The 17,723-nt window shown below is 61.6% G+C and carries 14 protein-coding genes; all 14 read left to right on the forward strand.

Annotated elements, in window-relative coordinates; genetic code table 11:
• The first annotated feature begins 22 nt into the window (after nt 1-22).
• On the forward strand, nt 23-1,804 hold the full coding sequence (locus BK665_RS05530; protein WP_123403616.1) for an IucA/IucC family protein: 1,782 nt from the start codon (nt 23-25) through the stop codon (nt 1,802-1,804).
• On the forward strand, nt 1,797-2,999 hold the full coding sequence (locus tag BK665_RS05535; RefSeq protein ID WP_123403618.1) for a type III PLP-dependent enzyme: 1,203 nt from the start codon (nt 1,797-1,799) through the stop codon (nt 2,997-2,999). Before BK665_RS05530 ends, BK665_RS05535 begins: the two co-directional genes overlap by 8 nt.
• A complete protein-coding gene (locus tag BK665_RS05540) occupies nt 2,996-4,411 on the forward strand; it encodes a DHA2 family efflux MFS transporter permease subunit (protein ID WP_123403756.1) in 1,416 nt (471 codons plus the stop codon). The genes BK665_RS05535 and BK665_RS05540 overlap by 4 nt, the downstream gene beginning before the upstream one ends.
• A 17-nt stretch (nt 4,412-4,428) precedes the next feature.
• Nucleotides 4,429-6,294 (forward strand): IucA/IucC family protein, encoded by a 1,866-nt coding sequence (locus tag BK665_RS05545; RefSeq protein ID WP_123403620.1) that lies wholly within the window; start codon nt 4,429-4,431, stop codon nt 6,292-6,294.
• Nucleotides 6,288-7,061 carry an HpcH/HpaI aldolase family protein gene (locus BK665_RS05550; protein ID WP_185076434.1) on the forward strand — a complete coding sequence of 258 codons (774 nt, stop codon included), beginning with the start codon at nt 6,288-6,290 and terminating at the stop codon, nt 7,059-7,061. Before BK665_RS05545 ends, BK665_RS05550 begins: the two co-directional genes overlap by 7 nt.
• A 4-nt stretch (nt 7,062-7,065) precedes the next feature.
• Entirely contained in the window at nt 7,066-8,895 is a 1,830-nt protein-coding gene (locus BK665_RS05555) for an IucA/IucC family protein (protein ID WP_123403623.1), read from the forward strand.
• A 49-nt stretch (nt 8,896-8,944) separates the two neighbouring features.
• Nucleotides 8,945-9,799 carry an ABC transporter substrate-binding protein gene (locus BK665_RS05560; protein ID WP_123403625.1) on the forward strand — a complete coding sequence of 285 codons (855 nt, stop codon included), beginning with the start codon at nt 8,945-8,947 and terminating at the stop codon, nt 9,797-9,799.
• The gene (locus tag BK665_RS05565) at nt 9,796-10,785 is read left to right on the forward strand and encodes a FecCD family ABC transporter permease (RefSeq protein WP_123403627.1); all 990 of its coding nucleotides are present in this window, start codon (nt 9,796-9,798) and stop codon (nt 10,783-10,785) included. Before BK665_RS05560 ends, BK665_RS05565 begins: the two co-directional genes overlap by 4 nt.
• Nucleotides 10,778-11,809 (forward strand): FecCD family ABC transporter permease, encoded by a 1,032-nt coding sequence (locus BK665_RS05570; RefSeq protein WP_123403629.1) that lies wholly within the window; start codon nt 10,778-10,780, stop codon nt 11,807-11,809. The genes BK665_RS05565 and BK665_RS05570 overlap by 8 nt, the downstream gene beginning before the upstream one ends.
• Before the next feature lie 12 nt (nt 11,810-11,821).
• Complete coding sequence (locus BK665_RS05575; RefSeq protein WP_123403631.1) at nt 11,822-12,613, forward strand: ABC transporter ATP-binding protein; 792 nt, start codon at nt 11,822-11,824, stop codon at nt 12,611-12,613.
• A complete protein-coding gene (locus tag BK665_RS05580) occupies nt 12,610-13,395 on the forward strand; it encodes an IucA/IucC family C-terminal-domain containing protein (RefSeq protein WP_123403633.1) in 786 nt (261 codons plus the stop codon). Before BK665_RS05575 ends, BK665_RS05580 begins: the two co-directional genes overlap by 4 nt.
• A complete protein-coding gene (locus BK665_RS05585) occupies nt 13,392-14,027 on the forward strand; it encodes an RraA family protein (protein ID WP_185076436.1) in 636 nt (211 codons plus the stop codon). The genes BK665_RS05580 and BK665_RS05585 overlap by 4 nt, the downstream gene beginning before the upstream one ends.
• A 329-nt stretch (nt 14,028-14,356) precedes the next feature.
• On the forward strand, nt 14,357-17,188 hold the full coding sequence (locus tag BK665_RS05590; protein ID WP_123403635.1) for a xanthine dehydrogenase family protein molybdopterin-binding subunit: 2,832 nt from the start codon (nt 14,357-14,359) through the stop codon (nt 17,186-17,188).
• Entirely contained in the window at nt 17,181-17,720 is a 540-nt protein-coding gene (locus tag BK665_RS05595; protein WP_123403637.1) for a (2Fe-2S)-binding protein, read from the forward strand. Before BK665_RS05590 ends, BK665_RS05595 begins: the two co-directional genes overlap by 8 nt.
• Nucleotides 17,721-17,723 lie beyond the last annotated feature (3 nt).

Here is a 17,723-nt window from a genome sequence, read left to right on the forward strand (position 1 = left end):
CACGGGCTACTGTGGAGCACCCATGAATCATCCGAATCGCAATGTATTACCGAATATGGTCAGTGAGTTGGCAACGACCTGTGCGCTGCTTAATTGTTTGATCAAAGAGTTCGCCCTGCCGGAAAACTGCCTCAGCTACAGTTGGCCGACGCAGATGCAAGGTATCGCGCCGGGCAGTTACCTCGAAGGCCTGGAATGGAAGGGTATTCCCCTGACCATTAAGCTGCCCAACCAGCAGCAGTTCTTCGTGATGGTGGACCGCCGTGACGGTCTGGGCAGTCACCGTTACCTGTCGGACGTCTATGCCCGGCGCGGTGAGGGCGACTGGTCGTGCCTGGGCTTCGCCGAGTTCGTCGAGCAGATGCTCGCGGCGTGCGAACACATGACCCGTGCCAGTAACGACGAGTTGCTGGATCAAGTCCTGCAAAGCCAGTTGCTGACCGCCGCCATCGTCGGCCACAACACGCCGATGGACGCGGACCCGCTCAGCGGTTACCTGGCCAGCGAGCAGGGCCTGTGGTTTGGTCACCCGAACCACCCGGCACCCAAGGCGCGGCTGTGGCCGGCGCATCTGGCTCAGGAAACCTACGCTCCCGAATTCCAGGCGCGTACGGCGATGCATTTGTTCGAAGTGTCATTGGAAGGGCTGAGCGTCGGCGCCAACGGCCTGAGCAAAGCCCAGGTACTGGCCGGTTTCGCCGATCAGTCCCAGGCAAGGCCTGGGCACGCGGTGATCTGCATGCACCCGGTGCAGGCGCAGTTGTTCATGCAGGACGGCCGAGTACAGCACCTGCTGAAATCCAAAGACATCGTCGACCTGGGTGCCACGGGGTTTATGGCCAATCCCACGGCGTCGATCCGCACTTGGTACATCGAGGGTCACGCGTTCTTCATCAAGGGTTCGCTGAACGTGCGCATCACCAATTGCGTCAGGAAAAACGCCTGGTACGAATTGGAAAGCGCGCTGATGATCGACCGCATTTTCCGCAACCTGCAACTGACCCAACCCGAGACCCTCGGCGGGCTGTCGGTAGTGGCCGAGCCGGGCCTGTTGAGCTGGGCGCCGCAAAGCTCCAGCGAAGCCGACAGCCATTGGTTCCGCGAGCAGACCGGGGCGATCCTGAGGGAGAATTTCTGCCTCGACACCGGCACCGACTGCAGCATCATGGCCGGCACGCTGTTCGCCCGGGGCCTGCATCTGCGGCCGCTGGTGCTTGAATTCCTGACCCGCTTCAATGGCAATGACATCGACGATCAACAGTTGTTGAGCTGGTTCGACGACTATCAGGCGCTGCTGCTGCGGCCGGTGCTGGCACTGTTCTTCAACCACGGCATCGTCATGGAGCCGCACTTGCAGAACAGCGTGTTGGTACACGACAACGGTCGCCCGCAACGCTTGCTGCTGCGGGATTTCGAAGGGGTGAAACTGACCGAAGAACTGGGGGCGTCGAAGATCGACGCTGACGTGCATCCACGAGTCCGCGAGTCGCTGCTGTATACCCGCCAGCAGGGCTGGAATCGCATCGTCTACTGCCTGTTCGTCAATAACTTGTCCGAGGCCGTGCTGGCCCTGAGCTGGGAGCGTCCGCACCTGGCGCCGCTGATGTGGCAACGGGTCGAGCAGCAACTGATCAGCATCCGCGCCGAAGTGACCCGCGCGGCACCGGAGCTGGATGCACTGATCGCCGGCCAGCCGATTGCCTGCAAAACCAACCTCAAAGTGCGTCTGGCAGCCAAGGCTGATCGCCAGGCCGGCTACGTCACTTTAGTGTCCCCGTGGGGCAAGGAGACTCAGCATGGATAAGCTGCCCGCCACGGTATTGGCCGCCATCGACGAAGCCCGCACGCAACAGGAAGATCCGCTGGCGCTGTTCATCTATGACCTGGATGCGCTGAAACAGCACGTCACCCAAGTGATGGCCGTGCTGCCCAAAGGCGTGGAGCTTTACTACGCGATCAAGGCCAACAGCGAACCGCAGATCCTCGCCACCGTCGCGCCGTTGGTGCACGGGCTTGAGATTTCCTCCGGCGGCGAGATTGATCGCGTCCAAGCCTGCCCGACACTCAAGCCCTTCATCTTCTCCGGCCCGGGCAAACTGGATTCCGATCTGCGCTCAGCGCTGCAACACGGCGCCGAAGCGATTCACATCGAAAGCCTGAATGAAATCGTCCGCTTGCAACGGCTGGCGCTGGAAGCGGGGCGGGTGCAGGACGTGTTGCTGCGGATCAACCCGGAACTGCCGTCGCCGCTGTCGAGCAAATTGGCAATGGCCGGCACCGCCACGCCGTTCGGGATTGACGAGTCAGAACTGGCGCAAGCGGTGAGCTGGGTGGATAACGCCAGTCATCTGCGGCTCAAGGGTTTCCATGTGCATGCGATGTCCCATCAGTCGCTGGTGGAGCGTCACGAACAACTGCTGGACCTTTACCTGGAGCGCTGGCCGCAATGGAAGGCGTTGTCGGCCAGTCCGGCGACGATCACCCACCTCAATGTCGGTGGCGGCATCGGCGTGAACTACCTCGGCGCTGAGCAGTTTGATTGGCAGCGGTTGTGTGCGCACCTGGGCGAGTCCCTGGCGGCGTGTGCCGATGCGCCGATTGTGCGTTTCGAGCCCGGTCGCTTCATCAGCGCTTATTGCGGTTACTACGCCATCGAAGTGCTGGACAGCAAAACCAGTCACGGCAAGCACTTCCTGGTCTGTCGCGGCGGCACCCATCACTTCCGTTTGCCGGTGGCTCAGGGGCACGATCACCCGGTCATTCATCTGCCCCGAAACCCTGCAACTCCGGGCGCAGTGGAGCGCAAGTGGACCGTGGTCGGGCAACTCTGCACGCCCAAGGACGTGTTGAGTCGCGACTGCCCACTGACGGGCGTCGAGGTCGGCGACATGCTGGTGCTGCCGCTGGCCGGAGCCTATGGCTACAACATCTCCCACGCCGATTTCCTCTGCCATCCGCGACCGCCGCAGCTGTTTGCAGGAGGCGCATCTTGGGTTTGACCGTGGCCGCTCCGCGCTGGCTGGTGGTGGTCAATGTGCTGTTGGGCACCTTGACCGTCAGCCTCAACAACAGCTCGCTCAACCCGGCGTTGCCGGCGTTCATGACCGCTTTCGACATCGGCCCGGTGCTGGCGACGTGGATCGTCGCCGCGTTCATGGTGAGCATGGGCATGACCATGCCGCTCACCAGTTTTCTCAGCCAGCGGGTAGGGCGCAAGCGCCTGTACCTGTGGGGCGTGGCGTTGTTTGTCTGCGGCTCGCTGATGGGCGCTTTCGCCAACTCCATCGCGCTGGTGATTACCGCTCGGGTGGTGCAAGGCGTTGCCAGCGGGCTGATGATTCCGCTGTCGCTGGCGATCATTTTTTCCGTGTACGCCAAAGGTGAGCGCGGCCGGGTGACCGGTCTGTGGGGCGCGGCGGTGATGCTGGCGCCAGCGTTGGGGCCGTTGTGCGGCAGCCTGATGTTGGAGTGGTTCAGTTGGCGCTCGTTGTTCCTGATGAACGTCCCGATTGGCATCGTCGCGCTGATCCTCGGTGTGGCGGTGCTGCCAGCGTCGGAAGCGTCCGAGCGCAAACCGTTTGATCTGGCGGGTTACCTGTTGATCGCGGCGGGCATTGGCCTGTTGATGGTCGCGGTGGGTCGTCTGCGCCACGCTGATGCTCTGACCGATCCGCTCAACCTCGGTATGTTGCTGGCGGCCATCGTCTGTCTGGTCGCTTTCGTGAAGCTGGAACTGAACCGCACTTCGCCGCTGCTCAACCTGCGCATCTTCGCCCTGCGCGGTTATCGCCTGAGCGTGATCATCGCCGTGGTGCAGTCGGTCGGCATGTTCGAGTGTCTGGTGTTGCTGCCGTTGCTGGTGCAAGTGGTGATGGGTTACAGCGCGATCTGGACCGGTCTGTCGCTGTTGTGCACGGCGGCGTTTGCCAGCCTGTTCGGCAACCTCGGCGGTCGCTGGCTGGATCGCTATGGGCCTCGGGGCGTGGTGCTCTGGGGCTTGCTGATGACCGGCGCCGCGACGCTCGGCCTGGGCATGCTCGGTGCCGGCTCCTCCATCGCTGTGGTGTTTTTCCTGATGATGGTGCGCGGCGCCGGGCTCGGTCTGTCGTACATCCCGATCACCACCGCCGGGCTCAATGCCTTGCCCGAACCGATGGTTACCCAGGGCGCCGCGATGAACAACATCTCCAGGCGCCTCGTCTCCTCACTGGCCATCGTCATCGCTTCGCTTTGGCTCGAGTTTCGCCTGGGGGAGGGGCTTGATTCCGCCGCCACGTCTGGGGCGATCAGCGAAGTGTTCATGGCCACCGGCATCCTGGTTTTGCTGGCGTTGCCCTGCGCCTGGCGTTTTCCCGTTCACGCATCCGACGAGCCGGACGAGGCACTGCCCTCGGCCCTCGAACACCGTTAATTCTTTAATCGATAGGTATGACAATGGCGACCTCTTCTCAGGCAACACCTCAAGATTGCGCGCCAGGCGTCTGGCTGGCGACCGCCGACACCCAACGCTACCAACAAGTGGAACAGCGGGTGGTCGGGCAACTGCTGCAAACCCTGCTGTATGAAAACGTGCTGCCTTACCGTCACTCACCGCTGAGTGGCAGCCAATACCGTTTTGTCGTCAGCGGCGTCGATGCGCAGCAACAGCCAGTGGAATACCACTGCACCGGTTTGCTCAGCGCCAGTTTCGAACTGATCCGCCTGGATTACGCCAGCCTTGAGCGCGTCGATGCCAATGGCAAGCACAGCCAGCCGCATCTGCACCAAGCCCTGGCCGAACTGCTCGGCGAACTTCAAGACAGCCCGCACCTGCCACGTTTCACCCATGAACTGGAACAGACCCTGCTCAAGGACCTGCAATCGCGCAGCCAGGGTTTTCAAGCGGCCCTCCCAAGCCATCAACTGGACGTCGATGCGCTGGAACAGCACTTCATGGACGCCCACAGCTACCACCCTTGCTACAAGTCGCGCATCGGCTTCTCGCTGAAGGACAACGCTAATTACGGGCCGGAATTCGCCACGCCGGTAGCCATCGTCTGGCTCGCCGTGGCGAAAACCTGCGGGGCGATGAACATATCCCAACACCTGAATTACGACGATTTCATTCAGCGGGAATTCGGCCGTCAACGCTGGCAGGAACTGGCTGAAAGCCTCACCGACCAAGGCAAGTCCATGGGCGACTATTGGCTGATGCCGGTGCATCCGTGGCAGTGGGAAAACGTCGTCGTCCCGGTGTTCTACCCGGAACTGGTCAGCGGCGAAATCATCCATTTGGGCACCACGGATGATCGCTACAAAGCACAGCAATCGATCCGCACCCTGGCCAACGTCACGGACAAACAGCGGCCCTACGTCAAGCTCGCACTGAGCATGACCAACACCTCCAGCACCCGCATCCTGGCCCGGCACACGGTGATGAACGGCCCGATCATCACCGACTGGCTGCACCAGTTGATCCGCAGCGACAGCACCGCCCGTGACCTCGGTTTTGTGATTCTCGGCGAAGTGGTCGGCGTCAGTTTCGACTACGACCATTTGCCGGCGACGCGCATGTCCCAGGCCTACGGCACCATGGGTACCTTGTGGCGCGAAAGCATTCACCAATACCTGGAAGCCGATGAGCAAGCCGTGCCGTTCAATGGCCTGAGCTCGGTGGACAATCGCTACGGCGACGGCGAGCAGACGCCGTTTATCGACGCCTGGATCCAGCAATACGGCCTGCACGCCTGGACCCGTCAACTGGTGCAGGTCGCGGCATCGCCGATCATTCACATGCTCTACGCCGAAGGCATCGGCATGGAATCCCACGGCCAGAACATCGTCCTCATCGTCAAGCAAGGCTGGCCGCAACGCATTGCCCTGAAAGACTTCCATGACGGCGTGCGCTATTCCCCGCAACACCTCGGCCGCCCCGAACTCGCCCCGAGCCTGGTGCCGCTGCCCGCCAGCCACGCCAAGCTCAACCGCAACTCGTTCATCCTCACTGACGACGTCGATGCAGTGCGCGACTTCTCCTGTGATTCGTTCTTCTTCATCGCCCTGGCCGAGATGGCGATTTTCCTGCATCAGCACTATCAACTGGCGGAAAGCGAGTTCTGGCAGATGACTGCCGAGGTCGTCACCGGTTACCAGGACGCACATCCGCAACACCGTGCGCGTTATGAAGCGTTTGATGTGTTCGCGCCGTTCTATGAAGTCGAAGAACTGACCAAACGTCGCCTGCTCGGTGATGGCGAACGTCGGTTCAAAAAGGTGCCGAACCCGCTGCACGCTTTCCGGCCGCAATCATGCTGAGGACCAATCTGCTGAAGCAGAAACTCCACAAGGGTGAGCCGGCCTACGGTCTGATCAGTTCGATTCCATCGCCAGCAGCCATCGAGTTGATTGCCGAGGCCGGGTTCGATTTCGTGATCATCGACACGGAACACGTGCTAATCAATCCGCAAACCGTGGAGAACATGATCCGCACCGCCGAGAGCTATGCCATCACGCCACTGGTGCGGGTCGCGGACCTCAATCCGAAAACCATGCTGCGCCTGCTCGATGGCGGCGCCCAGGGCATCGTGTTGCCGATGATCGAAGGCCCCGAGCCTTTGGCCGAAAGCATCCGCGCCTGCAAATACCACCCCCATGGCGGTCGCAGCCTGAATGCCGGGCGCCCCGGTGCGTTCGGTAAACACAGCCTCGCGGAATACATCGGCCTGGCCAACGAACAAATCATGGTCGTGGCGATGATCGAGAGCGCCGAAGGCGTGCGCCGCGCAGCAGAGATTGCCGCCGTGCCGGGGCTGGACATGATCCTCGAAGGCGCTGCGGATTTGTCGCAATCGATGGGCTTGCCGTGGCAGATCGACCGGCCCGAAGTGCAAGCCGCGCTGCTCAGCAGTTGGCAAGCCGCCAACGCGGCGGGCGTGCCGTACTGCGCGATTCCACGCCAGCCGGGCGACCACGAACGCTGGTTGGCTCGCGGCGTTAAAAGTTTTGTTTTGGGTGACGAGCGTGGCATCGCTTTTCGTGCCCTCCAGGCCAAGTTGGCCGCCACTTCAGCAGAAGGAAAATAATCCGATGAACTTCACCACAATGGCCGCCGACAGGGTGATGCAGGATCTGGTCGATTGTTTGCTGGCCGAACATTTTTTCGGGACCGAGCCGCTGAACCTGACGGCGGCCGCTGCCGATCAGCCGTTTACCGGGTTGAGCGCCGAGCAGCGCGTCTGGGAATGGCAGGGGTCAATCTTCGTCGCCCTGCGCCCCGGCATCACCCAGCAATGGGAGAAAGTACCGGGCACGCCAGTGTTGGTTCGCCAGGATCAGCAACTGACGGAGCTGTCCCCGGAAGCCTTCATGACCCAAGTGCTGGCCGGGATGACCGACCGCTATCAGGACAATGAAAAGGGTTTTGCGCTGTTCCTCGACGTGCTGCGCACCAGCGTGCGCCAGACCGAATTGTCCCTGGCCCATCGGGTCAACAGCGAGCGCTTGCTGGAAAAGAGCAACGCCGATTTTTTCCTGACCATGGAGCAATGGGCGTCGCTGCGTGATCGTCCTTACCATCCGCTGGCCAAAGCCAAGCAGGGGTTGAACGACGCGGAATATCAGCACTATCAGGCTGAATTCGCCCGCCCGGTGGCGCTGAACTGGGTCGCCATCGACCGCACGTTGCTGCAATGCGGTGACGGCGTGACCGACCTGGCGCAGCAGCGTCCCGCCGATTACTTGTTGCCATTCGCGCTGCACGCCGGCCTGCAACACGAGATGCAGCAGCGGGGCATTTACGAAAGCCATATCGCACTGCCGGTGCACCCGTGGCAGTTCGACCACGTGCTGCAAGCGCAACTCGGTGATGCTTTCGCCAAGGGCGATTGTCAGCGCCTGGACTTCACCGACGGTGATTTCTACGCCACCTCGTCGTTGCGTTCGATGACTCCGTGCTTCAACAGCGCCGACTACCTGAAGTTGCCGATGGCGATCTATTCCCTCGGCGCTTCGCGTTACCTGCCGGCAGTAAAAATGATCAACGGCGGCTTGAGTGAAAAGCTGCTGCGTCAAGGCTTGGACAAAGACGAAACCCTGCAACAGAAACTGCACCTGTGCGATGAAACCAAGTGGTGGGCGTTCATGCCGCCGGACGCCACGCTGTTCGACGAAGCGCCGCGTCACCTGGCGGCCATGGTCCGTGGCTATCCACCGGCGCTACTGGAAGATAAAGACACCCGACTGATCCCCATGGCCGCCCTCGGCACGCCGCTGCCCGGCAGCAATCAGCACTTCTTCGATGACTGGATGGCCTACCGTCAACTGCCGGCCAACGCCGCGTCGGTGACGACCCTGTTCCGCGAGCTGGCTCACAGCTTCTTCGACATCAACCTGCGGATGTTCCGTATCGGCATGCTCGGCGAGATCCACGGGCAGAACGCCGTACTGGTGTGGAAGGCCGGTCATGCCGAGGGCTTGCTGCTGCGCGATCACGATTCGCTGCGCATCTTTGTGCCGTGGCTGGAACGCAACGGTTTGGCCGATCCGGCGTACCGACTGAAGAAGGGCCACGCCAACACGCTGTATCACGAGCGCCCGGAAGACCTGTTGTTCTGGCTGCAGACCCTGGGGATTCAGGTCAACTTCCGCTCGATCATCGAAACCCTGGCGCTGGTTTACGCGCTGCCGGAACGTGGTTTGTGGACGGCAATGGGCGAAGTGTTGAACGAGTTGATTGACACCATCGACTTCGACACCGAAGCTCGGGCGATGATTAAACAGCAATTGTTCGAAGCACCCCACTGGCCGCAGAAGTTGCTGCTCACCCCAATGATCGAGCGTGCGGGCGGTCCCGGCAGCATGCCGTTTGGCAAAGGCCAGGTGGTGAACCCTTTCCACCGGTTGCATCGTGAAGACTGATCTTCAACCTCACCCCTCCAGGCGCACGCTGTTGCGCCTGTCTTTGGGGATGCTCGCACTGAGGTATTCGATACCGGCGTGGGCGCAATCCGACGCCGCGCCGTTGCGGGTGATCACCCTGTTTCAAGGGGCCACCGACAGCGCCGTGGCGTTGGGCGTTACCCCGTGCGGCATCGTTGATTCCTGGAGCGAAAAACCCACGTATCACTATTTGCGTTGGGCGTTGCAGCAGGTACCCCATGTCGGGCTGGAAACCCAGCCCAGCCTGGAGGACATCGCGCTGCTGAAACCGGACGTGATCATCGCCTCGCGCTTTCGCCATGAACGCATCGCCCCGTTGCTCAAGCAGATCGCCCCGGTGGTGATGCTGGATGAGGTCTTTGAGTTCAAGAAGACCTTGGCGCTGATGGGCATCGCCCTGTACCGCAAGCAGCAAGCCGATGAGTTGCTGGGCCAATGGCAACAGCGTGTGGCGCAACTGCGCCTGCAATTGCAGCAGAAGTTCGCCGGGCGCTGGCCGCCCACGGTGTCGATTCTGGATGTGCGTGAAGACCACATCCGCAGCTACTTGCCGGCGAGTTTTCCGGGCTCGGTCATCAGTGAGTTGGGTTTTGACTGGAGTGAAGCAAGCAGGGCGGCGAGCGGGGTGTCGATCAAACTCACCAGCAAGGAAAGCCTGGCGGTGGTGAATGCCGATATTTTCTTCATCTTCTTGCGCGCGGAGAAAGCGGCAGTGCAGCGAAACTACGAAAGCCTGGTGCAGCACCCGCTGTGGCAGCAAATGCGTGCGCCCCAGCAGGGGCAGGTGTGGCGGGTCGACGGCGTGGCCTGGAGCCTGTCGGGCGGCATGCTCGGGGCGAATCTGATGCTCGATGACGTTGCGCGTCTGGTGACTGCTTCATGAGCAACGGGTTGAAGCTGTGGAGCGCGGGCGTTGTGTTGCTGTTGAGTTGCGTATTGAGTTTGGCGGTCGGCGCAACGTGGATTCCGTTGTCGCAGGTTTTCGCCGCGTTTGTGCATCCCGATCCCTTGAGCGTCAGCCATGTATTGGTGACCACCACGCGCCTGTCGCGGACCTTGATGGCGATCGCCGTCGGCGCGAGCCTCGCGGTGGCTGGCGCGTTGATGCAGGCCCTGACCCGTAATCCCCTGGCGTCTCCCGGTCTGTTCGGAATCAACGCCGGGGCGACGTTTTTTATCATCCTCGGTTCCTCGCTGTTCTCCCTGGCGTCCCCGGATGCCTGGCTGTGGTGCGCGTTTATCGGCGCGGCGGTGGCGGGGAGTCTGGTGTGGTTGATCGGCAATATGGGGCAGGGCAGTCTCAGTCCGTTGCGCATCGTGCTCGCGGGCGCGGCCATGGCGGCGCTGTTTTCGGCGTTCAGCCAGGCGTTGCTGGTGGTGAATCAGGATGGGCTGGACACGGTGTTGTTCTGGCTGGCCGGTTCATTGACCGAGCGCAGCCTGTCCGTCGCGGCGCCGTTGCTGCTGTGCGGTGTGCTTGGATTGTTCGGCGCGATGTTGCTGGCGGGGCAGGTCAACGTGCTGAACGCGGGTGAAGAGATTGCCACTGGCCTGGGACAGCGCACGGGTTTGATCCGCTTGATGATGGCCGTGCTGGTGGTGTGTCTGGCGGGCAGTGCCGTGGCGTTGGCGGGCAGCATCGGGTTTATCGGTTTGCTGGTGCCGCACATGGTGCGCAAGGGCTTGTCCATCGACCATCGCTGGTTGCTGCCGGGGTCTGCGCTGTTGGGCGCGATTGTTCTGTTGCTGGCGGATACCTTGTCGCGGGTGCTGATCCTGCCGCAAGAAGTGCCGGTGGGCGTGATGACCGCACTGTTCGGCGCGCCGTTTTTCATTCTGTTGGCGCGGCGTGGAGGTCGTTATGGATAAGGTCCTGACCTGGCGTCGCAGCGGGTTTTCCCGGCGGATCAATGTCGCAACGTTGTGGCGGCTGTTGGTTGCCGTGATGGTGACCGCGCTGATCATGCTTGGCTCGCTGTCCCTGGGCAAAGTCATGTTGTCGCCTCTGGAAGTGCTGCGGATCCTGTTGTCGAACCAGGACGCGAGCCTGACGTTTATCGTTGAGCAACTGCGATTTCCGCGCCTGCTGCTGGCGGCGTTGGTGGGTGCTGCGCTATCGGTGTCCGGGCTGATCCTGCAAAGCATCATCCGCAACCCATTGGCCTCGCCGGATTTGCTCGGCATCACCAGCGGTGCGAGTGCGGCGGCGGTGTTGTATCTGTCGTTTTTCTCGGTGGCGTTGGGTCAGCAGTATCTGCCACTGGCGGCGATGCTCGGCGCGGGCCTGGCGGCATTGGCGATCTATTTGCTGGCGTGGAAGCAGGGGACTTCACCGCTGCGGCTGGTGTTGATCGGCGTCGGCATCTCCGCGATGTTGACCGCCGCCACCACGTTCATTCTGGTGTTCAGTCCGCTGACCACGACCCTGTCGGCTTATGTCTGGCTGACCGGCAGCGTGTACGGTGCCAGTTGGCCGGAACCGCTGGCGTTGGGTAAATGGTTGCTGGGCATTTGCCCGCTGCTGGTTTTTCTCGCTCGGCAGGTAATGGTGCAACAACTGGATGACAGCCTCGCCCAGGGCATCGGCGTGCGCGTGCAGTGGCTGCGAGCGGGTTTGTTGCTGGTCAGCGTGGCGTTGGCCGGTGCGGCGATTGCCTGGGGCGGGGCGATTGCGTTTGTCGGGCTGATTGCGCCGCACATTGCCAAGCGTCTGGTGGCGCCGGGTTTCGGTGGTCAAGCGGTGATGGCCGCGCTGGTCGGCGCCAACCTTGTGGTGCTGGCCGACCTCGCCGGGCGCACGCTGTTTTTGCCGCTGGATTTGCCCGCCGGGATTTTTGTCGCCGTACTGGGCACACCCTTTTTTCTCTATCTGTTGGTTAAACAACGTCATTAAGGAATGCAACGTATGACGTCGATTGCAAGTCGCGGCCTGACCCTGAGTTATCAGCGCCAGGTGATTATCGACGCGCTGGACATGCAACTGCCCCAAGGCAAGATTTCGGTATTGATCGGCAGCAACGGCTGCGGCAAAAGCACCTTGCTCAAATCCTTCGCCCGATTGCTGAAACCGCAGCAGGGTTCGGTGATTCTCAACGGGGTGGATATCCAGCAGAAATCCACGGCGGCGGTGGCTCGGGAATTGGCGATTTTGCCCCAGACGCCGAGCGCGCCGGAGGGGATTACTGTCCGGCAATTGGTGGCGTTGGGGCGTTATCCGTATCAGAGCTGGATGCAGCAGTGGTCGGCGGAAGATGAAGCCATGGTCAACCGCGCCCTGGCGCAAACCAGCCTGTTGGCCCTGGCGGATCGGCCGGTGGACGCGTTGTCCGGCGGGCAACGCCAGCGTGCGTGGATCGCCATGACCCTGGCCCAGGACACCGGCATCGTGCTGCTCGACGAGCCGACCACGTTCCTCGACCTGGCGCACCAGATCGAAGTGCTGGACCTGCTGCGCGACCTCAATCGGCTGGAAAACAAAACCATCATCATGGTGCTGCACGACCTCAACCTGTCCTGCCGTTACGCCGACCACATGGTGGCCGTGCACAACCAGACCGCGTTCGCCCAGGGCCGGCCCGATGAGGTGTTGACCGAGGCGCTGGTCAAAACCGTGTTCGACCTCAATTGCCGGATCATCCCCGATCCGTTCTTCGGGACGCCGTTGTGCATTCCGTTTGGCCGGGAACTGCCGCAATGAATCTGGCGGGGCATTTCACTGAGGCAGAGTGGGCGGTGCTGTCCGGCGGGTTGCGGCTCAAGGACAGCGCCGAGCGCGATCCGCTGCGAGCGCTGATGGCCAGGGACTTGTTGCAAGAAGAGGTGTGCGAGCAATTGCTGGACACGTTGGGACCGATCATTGGCTCGCCAACCCGGGCGATTACTGCCTCGCTGTTGGGCAAGCGTTTGTCGTTCCTGGCGACTGGAGCGTGTTTGTATGCGATGTCGGTGTACGACAAAGGGTTGCTGTTGTCCCTCGACAACACGGTGGTCGAATTCGGCCACGATGATGGCTTGTGGACCTCGTCGTTCCCGCTGCTTCACGGTCAGCCGCTGACCTATGGCGTCAACGAGCGCGAAGCCTGGCGCGAGGCCCTGGTGCAGGCGCTGTTCGCCGGATTGCTGAAACCGTTGTGGCAGACCTTCAACAAAGTCACGGGTGTGTCCCGGCGCATCCTCTGGGAAAACACGGCGGTGCGGGTGTATTCGCTGTATGAAAAACGCATGGCGAAAATCGACGATCCAGTGACCCGCGAGCGTTATGAAGCGGATTTTCAGTGGCTGCTCACCCAAGCCGAGCCGGCGCTGTTTGGCCTCGATTACAACCCGCTGAGCCATTTCCGCCGGCCGCCGACATTGGTGGACGAAGGGCAGCGCAGCATTCGTTTTCGCCGCACCTGTTGCTTCTATTATTTGGCTACTGAGCCTGCGGAATACTGCTCGACTTGCCCATTGCTGCGTCCGGGGAAAAAGTGCCGATGAGTTACCTGATCAACCCTCGCCAGCAACGGGTCAGCCCGGAGTTGATCGATAAATACCGGGCGATCCCATCGTCCACCATCGGCCATTTTTCCGACCACGGCTTCCTGCGCGGAATCAAACCGGTGTTCAACGACATCCGAATGGTTGGCAACGTGGTCACGGTCAAAGTCTTCCCGCCGGATGGCAGCGTTTTGCGTGAAGCGTTGTTGCTGAGTGAGCCGGGGGATGTGCTGGTGATCGAATGTGTGGGCGATCAAGAGTGCGGTTGTTGGGGCGAATTGCGGACCCTGGCCGGGTTGATCAAGGGGTTGGCTGGGGTGGTGGTGTCCGGCGCGGTGACCGATGTCAGCGCGCTACGCCAACATGGATTGCCGGTGTTTTGTCGCGACGTGAGCGCGTTCACCACCCGGGGCATTGGCGTCCGAGGGGAGGTGAATCAGCCGATCCAGGTTGGCGAAATTCGGGTGCAACCGGGGGATTTGGCCATCGGTGACGATGACGGCGTGTATATCCTCGACGCCGGGCGTACGGCCGATCTACTGCCGGGATTATTGGCCAAAGAAGAAACCGATCAACGCCGCCGCGCAGAATTCCTCCAAAGACTCGCAACCCGACGTACCCAGAACCTGTAGGAGCGAGGCTTGCCCGCGAAGGCGTCCTCACTGGCGCTAAAAGCTTCGCGGGCAAGCCTCGCTCCTACAGGGATCCGTGTGTTTCATCGATAGAGATCAGCGTTTTTCATCGAGCTATTGCCGCGCAACGCAGCAATACTTTGATTCTTCGGTCAGTTTTTTTGTAACAGGTTGTTTGCCGCAAGCGCAGAAACCTATAAAGTTAACCTTTCGGTCAGCTTTGCACTGTCAACACAGCCTTTTGCTTCGTCCAAAAGCGCTCCTGCAAGACTCGAGATCCCCAGAACATAACCAGAAGGGCGGACCCATAACCGCCCAGAGGATGATCCATGTCCAACCGTGATATCTCCCGGCGCTCGTTCCTTCAGGGCGGGCTGGTGGCGGGTGTGAGCGTGACGCTTACACCGCTCAGCTCCCAGGCGCTGGCGGCCTTGATGGAAAACAGCGTGACCGTGCCGTCCGAGCAATGGCTCGGCAACAACGGCAAGGCGCGCCAACGTAACGACGCCTTGTCCAAGGTCTGCGGCAGCAAGGTCTTTGCCCGCGACATCCGCGCCAAGGACATGCCGGGCTGGCCCCAACAGCAGGGCCACGCCATGTTGCTGAAAATCACCAAGGCCGATCGCATCTACGCAGGCTATGACCTGGCGTGGCTCGGCGCCGATTTGCAGCCCGACCGCATCGTCACTGCCGCCGACCTGGACAAGGACGGCATCGTCTTCCCGGAAGAGCACGCCCCCGATCCGCTGCTGCCCGAAGGCAAAGTGCCGATGTTCATCGGCCACCCGGTGGCGATCCTGATCTGGAACGATTTCGAGCGTTTCCGCCAGGCCAAGGCCAAGCTCAAATTCAATGACAAAGCCATCCGCTATGGCGAAAAAACGCCGTTCTACGAAGGCGATCCCTACGGCAGCTTCCGCTATGTGCGGGTCGGCGGCGCGACCTCGGCGGACGAAGACGAATTCGCCAGCCTCAAGGATTCGATCCTGTTCCCGATGCTGAAAAACCGTCGCCCGGTGTGGAATTCCCAGCCTGACCTGCACGGCAACCTGACCGAGCGCGGACTGTTTTACGCCGACCGCATGAAGCAGCAAATCGACAGCCCGCCGGACAACTGGCTGGTGTTCGACGAACGCTACAAAACCCCGTCGATTGAACCCGCCGCGATGGAACCGGACAACGGCAACGGCTGGTACGACCCGGCGACCAAGACCTTGCACTTCGTCGTCGCGACCCAGTGCCCACTGGAAGCCGCCACCGAAACCGCGAAGATGATCGCACCGTCGCGTTTCGGCCTGGCCAACCTGAACATGCACCCGGGCTACACCGTCGGTTACGGCTCCAAGGACCACAACATTTTCGTCTACTACGCAGCCCTGGCCGCGTTGTACGGCGCCGGTGTGCCGGTGCGTCTGGCCAACGACCGCTACGAACAATTCCAGAGCGGGATCAAGCGTCACCCGTTCGACATCCGCTACCAACTGGCCGTGGACAAGACCGATCACAGCTTCCAGATTTTTCGCGCCGAGATGAGCGTCGACGGCGGCGGACGGATCAACTACAGCCCGTCGGTGGCGGCGGTTGGCGCCACGGCGGCGCAGTCGATCTACTACATGCCGCAGAACGATTTGCAGGTCACGGCCTACCATTCCCGCGCCGTTGAAGCGGGTTCGATGCGCGGCTACGGCACCCTGCAAAGCATGGCGTCCACCGAGATGATGGTCGATGAAATCGCCGGTCGCCTCGGCATCGACGCCATCGACCTGCGCAAGAAAAACGCCATGCTCTCGGGCATGAAAAACACCCAGGGCGCGGTCCCGGCCGGTGCTTTGCGCCTGCACGAAATTCTCGACAAAGCCGCGGTCCACGAAGTCTGGAAAAACCGTGACCTGATCAAGCTTCAGCGCGAAGCCGCCGACCCGGATCACTGGTACGGCGTCGGTTTCGCCATCTGCCAGAAAGACTTCGGCACCGGTTCCGAAGCGCCGATGGCCAGCATCGAATTTACCGCCGAGGGCCACGTGACCTTGCGTCATATCGGCATCGAAATCGGCACCGGCATGTCCACTTCCCAAGCCTTGGTGGTGGCGGATTTCATCGGCATCCCGGCCACGGAAGTGAAGACCGGCGAAACCGAATGGAAAGAGTTGCAACTGATCACCGGCGGCAACCCGTACATCATGAGCCAGGCCGAACAGGACGGTTTCCTGCGCAACCCGCGCTGGGTCGGCAAACTCGCCTCGGCCTCGTCGGCGACCAACTCCGCCTACTACTTCAGCCACGCTACCCGCGAAGCGTCCCGGGTACTGTTCAACCACGGCTTGTGGCCGGCGGCGTTGCAGATCTGGGGCCAGGGTCCTTACGGCGGCCAGGCCAACCCCTACGTGGTGCGCCGCGAAGACGCGCATTGGGTTGACGGCAAGCTCACCGCCAACGGCATGCAACCGCTGAGCTTCGAGCAACTGGCAAAACACGCCCACGAAAAAGGCCTGGTGACTGGCGCCACCGTGCACGGTTTCAACCGCTGGAGCTGGGCCGAGGCCGAGTTCAGCATCGACGGCGTGCGCGAGCGTCTGCCCCTCGACGGCCTGGCCGTGAAGTACGGCGACGGCGCACCGAAGGCGAAACTGGCGCAGATGACCAGCGCCGGTTTCCACTTGCTGGACCGGCAAAACGTGCACTACCCGGACGTGCAGTTGAACAATGCGGCGGTGACTTACTACAGCCCAGTCGCGACGCTGGTGGAATTGAAAGTGAACAAGGGGTCGGCCGAAGTGCAAGTGCTCAACCACCACTCGTGGGTCGAGTGCGGTCGGGTGCTGGTGGAAGAACTGGTCAGGGGCCAGCTCGAAGGCGGGATCGCCATGGGCATCGGCCATGCGCTGCTCGAAGAGATGCCGCTGTACGAAGGCGGGCCGGGGGAGGGTGACTGGAACTTCAACCGTTACCGCTTGCCGATGGCGCGCCATGTCGCGGTGTGGAACCAGACCGCCGAGATCCTGCCGCCGCTGTCGCCAAGCGATCCATCGAAGGGCATTGCCGAAGTGGTGATGATCCCGGTGGTCGGTGCCATCGGTAACGCCGTGGCCCACGCCATCGGCAAACGGGTCCGCGACCTGCCTATCACTTCTGCACGCATCAAGGAGGCCCTCAATGGCTAACCGTCCGTTTCAACTGACCCTCAACGGTCAATCCGTCGGCCCGGTGGACATCCCTGATGACCTGCCGATGATCGATTACCTGCACGAATACAAAAACCTCACCGGCTCGCGCCTCGGCTGCGGCCAGGGCATCTGCCACGCCTGCGTGGTGATCGTCGACAACCCGGACGGCACCAGCGAAGAAGTGCGCACCTGCATCACCGGCGCGCATTACTTCGAAGGCAAGAAAGTGCGGACCATCGAAGGCCATGCGACCCGCGATGAGCAGGGCAAGGTCACCGAACTGAACCCGATCCAGCAGCGCTTCGTCGATGAATTCGCCTTCCAGTGCAGCTATTGCGCGCCGGGTTTCGTGAATGCCGCGACCGTGCTGGTCGAGAAGCTGCAGCGTCAGCCCATCGTCAAAAGTCAGTTGGAAAAAGTCATCGAGGACAGCCTCGGTCACCACATCTGCCGCTGCACCGGCTACGTGCGTTACTACAGCGCGACCCGCAACGTGCTGACCGATCTCGGCCTGGTCAAGGAGGGTTAAGCC

Source organism: Pseudomonas frederiksbergensis (genome assembly GCF_003732665.1).
GTDB classification, from domain to species: domain Bacteria; phylum Pseudomonadota; class Gammaproteobacteria; order Pseudomonadales; family Pseudomonadaceae; genus Aquipseudomonas; species Aquipseudomonas frederiksbergensis_G.